The 12,501-nt window shown below is 61.6% G+C and carries 9 protein-coding genes; 3 read left to right on the top strand and 6 right to left on the bottom strand.

Annotated features, from left to right (window positions below; all coding sequences use genetic code 11):
- Window positions 1-101 precede the first annotated feature (101 nt).
- Complete coding sequence (locus FX982_RS21430; protein ID WP_172612494.1) at window positions 102-905, bottom strand: NAD(P)H-dependent oxidoreductase; 804 nt, start codon at window positions 903-905, stop codon at window positions 102-104.
- Window positions 902-1,828 (bottom strand): DMT family transporter, encoded by a 927-nt coding sequence (locus FX982_RS21425; RefSeq protein WP_216843221.1) that lies wholly within the window; start codon window positions 1,826-1,828, stop codon window positions 902-904. Before FX982_RS21425 ends, FX982_RS21430 begins: the two co-directional genes overlap by 4 nt.
- A gap of 276 nt (window positions 1,829-2,104) precedes the next feature.
- Between FX982_RS21425 and FX982_RS21420 the strand changes: the two genes are divergently transcribed.
- Window positions 2,105-2,935 carry a LysR substrate-binding domain-containing protein gene (locus FX982_RS21420; RefSeq protein WP_254074847.1) on the top strand — a complete coding sequence of 277 codons (831 nt, stop codon included), beginning with the start codon at window positions 2,105-2,107 and terminating at the stop codon, window positions 2,933-2,935.
- Window positions 2,936-3,009: 74 nt separating this feature from the next.
- Here the strand turns inward: FX982_RS21420 and FX982_RS21415 are convergent, their stop codons facing one another.
- The 4 genes from FX982_RS21415 to FX982_RS21400 all read right to left on the bottom strand — a co-directional run bounded on the left by FX982_RS21415 (window position 3,010) and on the right by FX982_RS21400 (window position 8,566).
- Window positions 3,010-3,351, bottom strand: a complete 342-nt coding sequence (locus FX982_RS21415; protein WP_172612492.1) for an FKBP-type peptidyl-prolyl cis-trans isomerase — start codon at window positions 3,349-3,351, stop codon at window positions 3,010-3,012.
- Window positions 3,352-3,529: 178 nt separating this feature from the next.
- Window positions 3,530-5,113, bottom strand: a complete 1,584-nt coding sequence (locus tag FX982_RS21410; protein ID WP_037010473.1) for an aldehyde dehydrogenase (NADP(+)) — start codon at window positions 5,111-5,113, stop codon at window positions 3,530-3,532.
- A gap of 249 nt (window positions 5,114-5,362) precedes the next feature.
- On the bottom strand, window positions 5,363-6,469 hold the full coding sequence (locus FX982_RS21405; protein ID WP_172612491.1) for a Gfo/Idh/MocA family protein: 1,107 nt from the start codon (window positions 6,467-6,469) through the stop codon (window positions 5,363-5,365).
- Between the two features lie 651 nt (window positions 6,470-7,120).
- On the bottom strand, window positions 7,121-8,566 hold the full coding sequence (locus FX982_RS21400) for a PLP-dependent aminotransferase family protein (protein ID WP_172612490.1): 1,446 nt from the start codon (window positions 8,564-8,566) through the stop codon (window positions 7,121-7,123).
- A gap of 213 nt (window positions 8,567-8,779) precedes the next feature.
- Between FX982_RS21400 and treS the strand changes: the two genes are divergently transcribed.
- Together treS and FX982_RS21390 are read left to right on the top strand one after the other, a co-directional pair.
- Window positions 8,780-10,849, top strand: a complete 2,070-nt coding sequence (treS, locus tag FX982_RS21395) for a maltose alpha-D-glucosyltransferase (RefSeq protein WP_172612489.1) — start codon at window positions 8,780-8,782, stop codon at window positions 10,847-10,849.
- Between the two features lie 351 nt (window positions 10,850-11,200).
- Window positions 11,201-12,349, top strand: coding sequence for an MFS transporter (locus FX982_RS21390; protein ID WP_254074846.1), 1,149 nt, complete (start codon window positions 11,201-11,203; stop codon window positions 12,347-12,349).
- Window positions 12,350-12,501: the final 152 nt, after the last annotated feature.

Below are 12,501 nucleotides of genomic sequence, written 5' to 3'. Positions count from 1 at the left end.
TCGGATCCTCTTGCCGTCAGGCCAGGGCTTCAGCTATTGCACTGGATGTTTTTCCGGTGCCGGCCAGCATGATGACGGCCATGGCTTTTCCCCTGACAAGGTCAGACTTTGTCATTTGAATGCTCTGCAAAGTACGAAGCAGCCTGTTCAAAAGATTGCCCGGCACGAGGATTCCACTGCACGCCTGAGCGGGCTTTAATTCCCGGTTTCAGCTGCTGGTTGTCGTCGTAGTCCTCACGGGGGTGAAAAAACAGCGGCTCCAGCGTTTCAAGGCGCCGCAAGTAGTCGGCATATGCATTCAGACACTGCTGACGTTCGTCATCGCTGAGCTGCGCTGGCATCCATGCAGCAAACGGGGGGAAAACGGTGAAGCCGGTATAGGCCAGAATGCCGTTATGGATAGGCCAGAGGACGTGATGCAAATCGCCGTCAATCCCGGCGGGTGTGTAAAGGCTGTTTGCAGTGCCCGTGGTGAGACAAAGCATGGCCTTCTTTCCTTTGAGGAGCCCCGATCCATACTTGTGCCCTGATGAGTATGCGAATCCCCGGCTCAATACCCGGTCTACCCAGCCTTTCAATATGGCGGGCATCGAAAACCACCACACAGGAAACTGAAAAATCACGAGGTCAGCCCACATGACCTTCGATTGCTCAGTCTTGACGTCGCCGGTGTGGGACCCGTTTGCAAACGCATGTTCTTGCTCGCGGGGAAGATCAAAATAGTCAGGATCGGCACGATTATCCATGAAGTCATCAATCCCCAGCTCAGCCTTCCAATTCATCGCGTAGAGATCGCTCACCTGAACCTGGTGACCGAGTTCGCGCAGGGTTTCGACAGCAACGTCCTTTAAGGCGCCGTTAAAGGAGCGTGGTTCCGGGTGCGCCAATACGATTAATGTCTTCATAGCGGGATCTTCTCCTTGGGATGTTTCGGTGCAGGGCCACTTGTATCGCGTCGATTCTGTGCCGCCACTTTGCTGAGGTTCACCACGAGCAGGCCGGCAATAGTCAGGCTTGCGCCCAGCAAAAAACCGAAGCTTGTCTGCTCACCTAGCCACAGATAACCCATCATTACGCCAAACAGCGGACTCATGAAGGCCAGCACGCCCAGGCGAGCCGCGAGGTAGCGACGAAGCATCCAGAACCAGATCAAGTAGCTTGCCACCGACACGATTAATGTCTGGAAAACCAGGCTGGCCACCGCACCCGTTGAAAAGCTCATCAAGCTTTGGCCTGCAAGCAGGCTCAACGGCAGCAAAAGGACAAAAGCACCCGCCAGTTGGTAAAACAGGGTCTGGGTTGCGCTTGCTTCACTTAAGCGACTGGTCCGCACCGCTACTGTCGTGAATCCCCAGGTAGCGCCCGCGCACAAGCCCAGCAGGTCACCCGGCAGACTGTTCGCGTTGACGGTTTGAATGGCTGTCCCATCCCGCGGCATGAGAAAGGTGGTTGCAATCCCTGCGAAGGCCAGCGACATACCCAACCACTGAATCGCACCAAGACGCTCCTCCGGCAAGCGCAGGTGCAGACCAATGGCGGCGAATAAGGGGGCCGTATAAAGGAACACCGCCATGTGCGAGGCACTTGTCCGGCGTAACCCTTCTGCGACGAACAGAAATTCACCCGCAAACAGAACCGCGACGACTAATCCCGAGCGGCACCAGACGCCGGGTAACCACACCTCGCGCATGATCCATTTTCCGATTATCCACACCAGGGCGGCAGCGATTCCGGAGCGAACGGCGACCTGCATGATGGGTGCTATGTCACCGGCAACTGCCTTCATTGCCACCTGCTGCGCCCCCCAAACGACACACAGCAGCACCATGACCGCCGTGGCAGTTCCATCTACTGACTTCCTCACTTATCGGCACCTTTTGTCACTGATCTGGTCATCAATTTGTTCCTCACCCCGGTGACTCGGCCATTTGGCACTGGCGTTTCCCCTTTGCAAATCGGATTGAGTTGCAGCGCTGTGGCGAAATTCGATTGTGGGAACGTTCGCAAGCCGCTACAAATCATGTGTTTTCGGTCTATAGAAGAGAAAAACTACGCCATGAGAGCGGATACGCCCCTCAGGGCCATTGCTTGCTTTGACGCAGTCATGCGCACCGGCAGCGTGACCCTTGCTGCAAGCCAGCTGTTCGTCACGCCGGGAGCGGTCGGGCAACAGATTCGCAAGCTGGAAGGTTGGTTAGGAACGTCTTTGTTTGTGCGCAGTGTGCGCAGGCTGGAGCCAACGGCTGAAGCGCTGGGCTATTGGGAGCAGGTGAAGCCGGCTCTGCGCCAGTTGGAAACCGCCAATCTCGCGGTTCGAGGTCTTAGAGACAGGCAGGTACGGCTAAGCCTGCCGCCGGCGTTTGCCAATTCCTGGTTTGCGAAGCGGATGCCATTGTTCACGGAGCGATACCCGGAGGTGCAACTGCACCTTAGCGCGTCCAGCGATACCGTGGATTTCAATGACGGTACCTGCGACCTGGCGGTGCGGCATTTCGATGGATATGGCGGTGACGTCAACGCAGAACTGCTCTTGCCAGACGAGGTAAGGGTCTATTGCAGCCCGGCTTACCGTGAACGGCTCCAGCTGCATAGCCTTGACTCCTTGCCGGGAGCAACCTTGCTCTATACGACCTCACATGCTCACTGGTCTCAATGGCTGTCATCGGTCGGCATGTACCCTGATAGCTTCTCCAGCAGCCTCAGGTTCGATCAGTCGGAGCTGGCAATCGACGCGGCGCGCCGCGATCAAGGTCTGGTGCTCACGAGCCCCTGGCTGGTTGAAGAAGATGTCCAAAGGGGCTTGCTCGTCCCTGTCGTTGCCTCCGCATTGAAAACTGGCAAGGGCTATTATCTTGTGCAGGCCAAAGATGTGGTGCTGGGTGAGGCAGCACAACGCCTTCGCCAGTGGTTTTGCGACGTGGCGCAGCGGGTTTGATCACGTTGATAATTTGAATCTAAGGCTTGTTCTTCAACGCGAATGGCAGTGATCGAGGGTGACGGCACCCGGCCTCAATCCTCCCGCGTAAGGACTTCCAGCAATTCAATCTCAAACACGAGGTTTGAATGGGGTGTGATGTGCGCGCCCATCGACCGCTCACCGTAGGCCAGCGTCGCAGGCACCAGCAGCTTGCGTTTGCCGCCTACTTTCATGCCCATCAGCCCGATGTCCCAGCCCTTGATGACCCGACCGGTGCCGATCACGCACTGAAACGGCTTGCCGCGCTCCCATGAGGAATCAAACACCGTGCCGTCTTCCAGGGTGCCAGTGTATTGGGTGGTGATCAGCGCGCCTTTTACGGCGGCTTTGCCGGTGCCTTCCGTTAGATCGATGATGATCAGTTCTTCATTCATGCTCAGGTTTCCGCAGCGAGATAGCGCCAGAGGCTAGTCATTCGGTCGGCCGCTGGCAACGCTTCACGCCGATCCCAGGGCAAAAAAAACGGCACGGCCCCTCACAGGGTCGCGCCGTTTCTCGTTGGTGTGAAGCATCGGATCTGATGAACAATACCTGACGAATCAGGCCCCTTCATCAGGCGATGACGTCAGTGCTCCACTCGCCGTTCACCAGGCGCTTGAGGCCCAGCGGGTTGGCGTTTTGCAGAGCGGCCGGCAGCAGGCTGTCCGGGTAGTTCTGGTAGCAGACCGGGCGCAGGAAACGATCGATGGCCAGGGTGCCCACCGAGGTACCGCGGGCATCGGAGGTCGCCGGGTAAGGACCGCCGTGCACCATCGCGTCAGAGACTTCGACGCCGGTCGGGTAGCCATTGACCAGAATGCGGCCGACTTTCTCTTCCAGCACCGGTACCAGCCACTGGTACTTCTGCAGGTCGGCGGTTTCGCCGATCAGCGTCGCGGTCAGTTGGCCGCGCAGGGCCAGCAGTGCGGCTTTCAGTTCAGCGTCGTCAGCCACTTCGATGAGCAGCGTAGTTGGGCCGAAGACTTCTTCCTGGAGCAACTCGTCGCCGTTGAGCAACATGCTGACGTCCGCCTTGAACAGCTGAGCCTGGGCCTGCTTGCCTTCCTGCGGCTTGCCGGCCAGGTGCGTGACGCTTGGGTGTGCCAGCAGCTTCTCGACGCCTTTGCTGTAGCTGCGCAGGCCGCCTTCGTTGAGCATGGTCTGTGGTGCCTGACCGCCCATGTGCTCGGTCAGTTGCTCGGTGAACGCCGTCAGGGCGGGGGAGCGAATGCCGATTACAACGCCTGGGTTGGTGCAGAACTGGCCTGCGCCCATGACCACGGAGGCCGCGAGTTCGCCCGCGATGGCGGTGCCGCGCGCTGTCAGTGCGCCGGGCAGGAGGACCACCGGGTTAATGCTCGACATCTCGGCGAACACCGGGATTGGCTGCGGACGCTCGGACGCCAGTTTGCACAGGGCGTTACCGCCATGCAGAGAACCAGTGAAGCCGACGGCCTGAATGGCCGGGTGCTTGACCAGACCTTCGCCAACGCCGCTGCCGAAGATCATGTTGAACACGCCTTTAGGCATGCCGGTCTTCTCGGCGGCGCGGACGATGGCGTTACCGACCAGATCAGCCGTCGCCATGTGGCCGCTGTGGGCTTTCACCACAACCGGGCAACCGGCAGCCAGTGCCGAGGCGGTGTCGCCGCCGGCAGTGGAGAAGGCCAGCGGGAAATTGCTGGCGCCGAACACGGCCACCGGGCCAACGCCGATGCGCTGCTGGCGCAGGTCGACACGTGGCAGTGGCTTGCGGTCAGGAAGGGCTTGATCGATACGCGCACCGAGGAAGTCACCGCGACGCAGGACTTTGGCGAACAGGCGCATCTGGCCGGAAGTACGGCCACGCTCACCCTGGATTCGACCGGCCGGCAGCGCGGTTTCCTGGCAGACGAGGGCAACGAAGTCATCGCCCAGGGCGTCGAGTTCGTCAGCGATGGCGTCAAGGAATTCAGCGCGACGGGCCGGGCTCAACTGACGGAATTCGAGGAAGGCGTCTTTGGCAGCCGAGGCGGCGGCATCGATTTCCGCGTCGGTAGCCTGATGAAAGGTGTAAGGCAGTGCTTCGCCAGTAGTGGCGTCGAGGCTTTTATGGCGTGCTTCGCCGAGGCCACTGCGGGCGCCGCCGATGAAGTTCTGACCGAGAACGGTAGGCATCTGCTTCTCCTGTTATTTTTGGGGCGAATCGATCAGGCGTGGAGCCTGATGGAGGAATTCGAATCGTATGAAGCGTAGCGGTGATGAGCGCAAAGGCCCATCGAAAAGTCGACAGTCATCATACAACTGCATTTTTTCAGCCGCAAGGCGCGCCTCGCAGAGGCAATGTCCAAAGCCCGGCGAACAAAATAGCCGGGCTCTGGATTGCGATCAACGTGTGTACGCCGTCATACCTGATCAACAAGACGGTCAGGCATTCGGCTCATCGGTATTGATGTACTCCGGCACCTTGGCCAGCGGCAGGCGACGGGCCTGCTCGATGCTGATGCCCGGGCGCTCCGGCAATGGCTCAAGCTTCTGCGGCTGCCCGGTGGTCAGCGCACGTTCAATGGCCTCGACCACACGCACATCGCGCCAGCCCTCGTCGCCGTCAGGCTCGGGTTCGCGGTCCTGAAGGATGCAGTCGGAGAAGTACTGGGTCTCACCGCCAAACTGATCGACCACCGGATGGGTGTGTTCGGTGGTCTGGCGGTCGATAATCGCCCGGTACCCGATGGCCACGCCTTCGCCGAAACCGAAGCACGGCGATGCTTCGAACTCACCCTTGGTGCCGATCAGCTGGAAACGCTCGGTGGATGGCAGGCTGTAACTCACGGTGAAGGTGGCCAGGCGTTCTTCGGCAAAGCGGAGTGTCACGTTGACCGTGTCGAAGGTGTTGATTTCGCGCCCTGGCGTTTTGATGCCGACGGCGTGGACTTCGATCGGTTCGGCGGCGAACAGGTTGCGCACGGCGTTGATGGGGTAGGGGCCCATGTCGGCCACGGGACCTGCATCGAAGCCGCTCTGCATGCGGTGGTTGGCCGGGTCGGTGGTCTGGGCGAAGGTCGCGGTGAACAGGCGCAGGTCGCCGAGGTCGCCGGCACGCACGCGGTGGACCATTTCGACGGTGCCTGGCTCGAAGTGCAGGCGGTAGGCGACCATCAGTTTGGCGCCCGAGCGTTTGGCGGCTTCGGCAATGGCCAGGCAGTCTTGTTCATTGGCAGCCATGGGCTTTTCAAGCAGTACGTGGATGCCGGCTTCGAGTGCGGGCACAGCGAATTCGCGGTGGCGGAAGTTGGGGGTTGCCAGGTAAATGGCGTCGATTTCGCCAGATTTCAGCAGGGTGTCGAATTCGTCGTAGTGGTAGCTTTTGAGGTCGTAAAGTGCGGCCAGTTGGTCGGCTTTGACGGGGTCGCCGGTGACCAGGGCGGTCATGACGGAGTTGTCGGTCTGTTCAAGTCCCGGCATGAATGCGCCTTGGGAGATCCAGCCTCCAGCGACCACTGCGTAGCGGATTTTGCCGTTTGCGTCTGGCATGTATAAGCCTCCATTTCTCAGCGGACGGTGTGTCCGGCAGCTCTGTAGTCGGCAGGTTCCGGGGTTAGAAGTTCCATCGGATTGTGTCAGGTGGATCTGTGGCGTGGCTTGGTGCCGCAAGATCAACAGCGTCTGCCTGGGGCAGACTGTTTCGCCTTCGGCGAGTTACTTGATAAAGCCCCAAGTAACCAAGGGCTTGTGCTCCTGGTTGGGCCCTTCCTTCGTCAGGGTTCCTTCACTCCGGTCTCGCTCCGTGGGCCCGCGCCGAACGGACATCCATGTCCTGACGGCGCTCTCGCCGCATCCCTGCGGCTCGGCCCACTCCGCGAGACCTGCGTTCAGCCTGCACCCAAGTCGCGATTGGCGTCGTCCGGACGTCTTGCGTATGAAGATCAAGATCAAAAGCAAATCAAAAGCTTCCCGGCTGAAGCCGGTCCCACGGGGGGGTACGCGGTCTGCTTTTAGTGGGACCGGCTTTAGCCGGGAAGAGGCCGGTGCAGGCGCCATCAATTTTATGATCGTGCCCGCGCTCCGCGTGGGAATGCATCCCATGACGCTCCGCGTCAGCGGTCTCACTGATGCAGCGCGCGCTGTTAGTGGGACCGGCTTCAGCCGGGAAGGGGCCGGTGTGTGCCCCCTCAATTTTCCCTGTTAATCAAACACCATCAGCAAATCCCGCAACCTGTCCAGTGCCGGGTCGATGTCGAGCAGGTCGATGGCGCCGAATCCCAGCATCAGTCCATCGCGCGGTGTCGCGTCGCTGTAGAAGCCGTGGAGGGGATAAAGGCCTAAGGCCTTGTCCCGCGCGCGATCGACCAGCAGGTGCAGGTCGATCGCCGGCTGGAGCGAGGGCTTGAGCATCACCGCCATGTGAAAGCCCGCCGTGCACGGGATGGTTTCCAGCCAGGGCGACAGGTCGCCGGCGATGCGGGACAGGATTCGTTCGCGGCGACCGGCGTAGGTGCTGTGGCACCGGCGGATGTGTTTGTTGAGCAGGCCTTCGCTGATGAATTTGCTCAGGGCCCATTGCGGCAGCGTCGAGGTGTGCCAGTCGGTCAGCTGCTTGGCTTTGATCACCGCTTCGAGGATCGCCGCCGGCAGCACGACGTAGCCCAGGCGCAGTTCCGGCAGCAGGGTTTTTGAAAAGGTGCCGACGTAGGCCACGACGCCGTGCTCGTCCATGCTCTGCAACGAGTCAGTCGGGCGGCCTTCGTAGCGGAATTCGCTGTCGTAGTCGTCTTCGATGATGATCGCGCCGATTCGTCGCGCCTTCTCCAGCAGGGCGTGGCGGCGCGCCAGGCTCATGGGCATGCCCAGCGGCATCTGGTGGGAGGGGGTCACATAAATGGCGCAGGCGTCGTCGGGAATCTGTTCGACGATGATGCCCTCGCGGTCGACCGGCACACTGGCGACCTCAGCGCCCTGGGCGGCAAACAGCAGGCGTGCCGGCGTGTAGCCCGGGTCTTCCATGGCCACGCGGCTGCCCGGTTCGATCAGCACGCGGGCGATCAGGTCCAGGGCCTGTTGCGCGCCATTGCACACCACCACGTCATCGGCCCCGCAGCGGACGCCGCGCGCGAAGGCGATGTGCCCGGCAATCGCGGCCCGCAGGGCGGGCAGGCCCTCCGGCTGGCTATAGAAACCGCGTTCGGTGGACATCTGTCGCACTGCGTGGTGCACACAGCGCCGCCATTCGTCGTGGGGAAACTGGGTTTTCGCGGTCGCGCCGCCGAGAAAATCGTAGCGCAGGGTGCCCGCGCGGGTCGGGTGGCGCAGGGGCAGGGAGATCCGCTCCCATTTCGCCACGATGTGGGCGCTGGCCAGTTTCGATGGCGCAGGCCGAGACGGGCTGTGGGCGTTCAGGGCGTTGACGAACGTGCCGCTGCCCACCTTGCCTACCAGGTAATTTTCATAGGTCAGTCGGCTGTAGGTGTCGGAGATGGTTTTGCGCGACAGCCCCAGCTGCGCGGCCAGCAGCCGACTGGGCGGCAATTGCACGCCCGCCGCCAAGCGGCCGCACACGATACTGTCGCGCAGCTGTTCATAGACCTGACGGGCAAGGTCCTTGCGGCCCTCGATAACGATGTGTAATTCCACGCAAACCCCTGAACAGCGCCAACGGTGCACATGCACCCCGGGGATTTTAGCCAGTGCATGGCGCGCGTCACAGCAACGGATGCAACGTTTACGCGCCAAGGTGCTCTTAGAGTTAGGCATAAACCTGACACGCCCAGGCAGGACGGTCCGGACAGCGCTCGCAGAGCCGTTGGACCGCCGCTCCCATCCACTTGAAGATGGAACCCCGAATACATGACCACCCCGGACAAGCAGTACGTCGAATGGCTGGTTGAGCAATCGATGCTCAACGCCGCGAAGCAACGCGCAAAACTGTATGGCGGCCAGGGCCGTCTCTGGCAGCGGCCTTACGCCCAGGCCCGTCCGAGGGATGCCTCGGCCATCGGCTCGGTCTGGTTCACGGCGTATCCGGCGTCGATCATCACCCGCGAAGGCGGTTCGGTGCTCGAAGCGCTCGCCGATGAAACCCTCTGGCACGCGCTGTCGGAAGTCGGCATTCAGGGCATTCACAACGGCCCGTTGAAAGCCTCCGGCGGTTTGAAAGGGCGCGAGCGCACGCCGAGCATCGACGGCAACTTCGACCGCATCAGCTTTGAGGTGGATTCGTCACTGGGCACCGACGCGCAGTTTCTCAACCTCAGCCGCATCGCCGCCGCGCACAACGCGATCGTCGTCGATGACGTGATCCCTTCCCACACCGGCAAAGGCGCGGATTTCCGCCTGGCCGAGATGGCCTACGAAGAGTACCCGGGCCTCTACCACATGGTGGAGATCAAGGAAGAGGACTGGTCGCTGCTCCCGGAAGTCCCGGCCGGCCGCGACGCCGTCAACCTTCAGCCTGCCACCGTTGATGCGCTGCGCGACAAGCATTACATCGTCGGTCAGTTGCAGCGGGTGATTTTCTTCGAACCCGGCGTCAAGGAAACCGACTGGAGCGCCACGCCCATCGTCACCGGCGTCGACGGCAAGGACCGCCGCTGGGTCTATCTGCACTACTTCAAAGAAGGCCAGCCGTCGCTGAACTGGCTGGACCCAAGTTTCGCCGCGCAGCAGATGATCATCGGCGATGCCTTGCACGCCATCGACGTCATGGGCGCGCGGGTGTTGCGACTGGACGCCAACGGCTTCCTCGGCGTCGAACGCAAGGCCGACGGCACGGCGTGGTCGGAGAGCCATCCGCTGTCGATCACCGGCAATCAGTTGCTGGCCGGCGCCATTCGCAAGGCCGGCGGCTTCAGCTTTCAGGAGCTGAACCTGACCATCGATGACATCGCGGCGATGTCCCACGGCGGCGCTGACCTGTCCTATGACTTCATCACCCGCCCGGCGTATCAGCACGCGCTGCTGACCGGCCGCACGGAGTTCCTGCGCCTGATGTTGCGTCAGGTCCATGAGTTCGGCATCGACCCTGCGTCGCTGATTCACGCCCTGCAGAACCACGATGAACTGACCCTGGAGCTGGTGCATTTCTGGACGCTGCATGGCCACGATCAATACCTGTATCAGGGTCAGACCTTCCCGGGGAATATCCTGCGCGAGCACATTCGCGAGGAGATGTACGAGCGTCTGGCGGGCGAGCATGCGCCCTACAACCTGAAGTTCGTCACCAACGGCGTGTCGTGCACCACGGCGAGCATCATCACCGCGGCCCTGGGCATTCGTGAACTGGACAGCATGACCGCCGCCGACATCGACAAGATCCAGCACATCCATTTGCTGCTGGTGATGTTCAACGCCATGCAACCGGGCGTGTTCGCGCTGTCGGGCTGGGACCTGGTGGGCGCCTTGCCGCTGCCGGTCGAGCAGGTTGAGCACCTGATGGGGGACGGCGACACACGCTGGATCCATCGCGGTGGCTATGATCTGGTCGACATGGACCCGGACTGCGAGATCTCGGAGGGCGGTATGCCACGGGCTCGCGCGCTGTATGGCAGCCTGGTCGAGCAATTGAAGCGGCCGGACTCGTTCGCCTCGCAGCTGAAGAAACTGCTGGCCGTGCGCCGCGCCTATGACATCGCCGCCAGCCGGCAGATTCTGATTCCCGACGTCGAACACCCGGGTCTGCTGATCATGGTGCACGAACTGCCGGCCGGGAAGGGCACCCAGATCACGGCGCTGAACTTTAGCGCAGAAGCCATCGTCGAGACCCTGCACCTGCCGGGCATCGCCCCGGGGCCGGTGGTGGACATCATCAACGAACGGGTCGAAGGCGACCTGACCGAAGAGGGTGAATTCACCATCACGCTGGACGCCTACGAAGGCCTCGCGCTGCGCGTGGTCAGCATGGCAGCACCGATGATGTGATTGGTTGCGGAGCTGGCTTCTTCTCTAGGTAGGACCGGCTTTAGCCGGGAAGGCGTCGGTGGTCACACCCTGAAATGAGGGTGCTCAAACTGGCCTCTTCCCGGCTGAAGCCGGTCCTACGGGAGATAGTGCACATCTGCAGGGCTGGGCCGGTCCCATTGAGTGCACGTGCTGCTGTTAGTGGGACCGGCTTTAGCCGGGAAGGCGCCAGGTGTCACGCTGCAGAAATCAGGGTCTTGATACTGGCCTCTCTCCGGCTGAAGCCGATCCTGCGAAGGAATACGTTCAGCGAAGGATCGCTTTTTTTATTCACCGTCTGCCGCTCGCGCAGACCTGTTCAGGTCGTTTTCTGTGTCAGTTGCCCAATCCGTTCGTGCCCCCGTCTTCGTTCACCTCTGGAGTTATCGCCTGACGTTTCTGCTGTCCGGGATGTCCCTGGGCGCGTGGGCGCCACTGGTGCCATTCGCCCGCGACCGGGCCGGACTTGAAGAAGCCCAGCTTGGCCTGCTGCTGTTGTGCTTCGGCCTCGGTTCGATGTTGGCGATGCCGCTGGCGGGGATGCTGACCACCCGCAAGGGCTGCCGTTTTGTCTCGTTGATTGGCGGCGCCTTGATCTGCTGCATGCTGCCGTTGCTCGCCACGCTGTCCTCACTGCCGGCGCTGGCAGTGGCCCTGGCGGTGTTCGGCGCCGGGCTGGGCAGCATCGACGTGGCAATGAACGTGCAAGGCTTGATGGTCGAGCGCGATCACGGGCGTCCGATGATGTCGGGGTTTCACGGGCTGTTCAGCCTGGGCGGCATCAGCAGTGCGCTGCTGATGACATGGCTTCTGTGGCTGGGGGCGTCGCCGTTACTGGCGGTGGCCGTGGTGGTGGCGCTGATTGCAGGAATGCTGCTCTGGCACGCGCGCTACCTCGTGCCCCATGGCGCAGACGATCCGTCCGCACCCTTCGCCCGGCCGACCACCAAAGTGGTGATCGTCGGGGTTCTCTGCTTCATCGCGCTCTTGGTGGAGGGCGCGATGCTCGACTGGAGCGCGGTGTTCCTGAACCGCATGCACCAGATTGATTTGTCGGTGGCCGGCGGTGCCTATGCGGTGTTTTCGCTGACCATGGCAGCGGGACGGTTTTCCGGTGATTGGTTGAGGGATCGCCTGGGCGCTGTAAACCTGCTGATTGGCGGCGGGCTGCTGGTGATGGTCGGGTTTGCCATGGCGATCCTGCTGGAACCGTGGCCGCTATTCCTGCTGGGCTTCGCGCTGATCGGTCTGGGGCTGTCCAACACCTTTCCGGTGTATTGCTCGGTCGTTGGCGCACAGACCAAAATGCCGGCGGGGCTGGCGATTGCGGTGATTACCGGCATTGGCTATTGCGGGATTTTGCTGGGGCCGGCGTTGATTGGTTTCGCGGCGCATGTCATCGGTTTGCGGGAGGCGCTGCTGTGTGTCGGCACCCTCATGCTCGCGCAAGTGCTGACCGCGAGGCGCATGGCTCGCGGCTGAAAAGGGCCACGCCGAGCTCATTGTATGAACTCGATTCTCTTAGTGGGACCGGCTTCAGCGGGGAAGAGGCAGGTGCGCACGCCATCAATTCTGCGGTGTGGCATCTGGCGCCTTCCCGGCTAAAGCCGGTCCTACGAAAATCGCGTGTCCCG

The organism is Pseudomonas graminis (genome assembly GCF_013201545.1).
Classification (GTDB): domain Bacteria; phylum Pseudomonadota; class Gammaproteobacteria; order Pseudomonadales; family Pseudomonadaceae; genus Aquipseudomonas.
The sequence above is the reverse complement of the archived record's forward strand: the minus strand, read 5'-3'. Positions and strand labels throughout refer to the sequence as shown.

Bases quoted from the DNA above. Each gene is read 5' to 3' on its own strand.
- FX982_RS21420 (WP_254074847.1), top strand. From the start codon at position 2,105: ATGCGCACCGGCAGCGTGACCCTTGCTGCAAGCCAGCTGTTCGTCACG.
- FX982_RS21425 (WP_216843221.1), bottom strand. From the start codon at position 1,828: ATGGTGCTGCTGTGTGTCGTTTGGGGGGCGCAGCAGGTGGCAATGAAG.
- FX982_RS21430 (WP_172612494.1), bottom strand. From the start codon at position 905: ATGAAGACATTAATCGTATTGGCGCACCCGGAACCACGCTCCTTTAAC.
- treS (WP_172612489.1), top strand. From the start codon at position 8,780: ATGACCACCCCGGACAAGCAGTACGTCGAATGGCTGGTTGAGCAATCG.
- FX982_RS21405 (WP_172612491.1), bottom strand. From the start codon at position 6,469: ATGCCAGACGCAAACGGCAAAATCCGCTACGCAGTGGTCGCTGGAGGC.
- FX982_RS21410 (WP_037010473.1), bottom strand. From the start codon at position 5,113: ATGCCTACCGTTCTCGGTCAGAACTTCATCGGCGGCGCCCGCAGTGGC.
- FX982_RS21415 (WP_172612492.1), bottom strand. From the start codon at position 3,351: ATGAATGAAGAACTGATCATCATCGATCTAACGGAAGGCACCGGCAAA.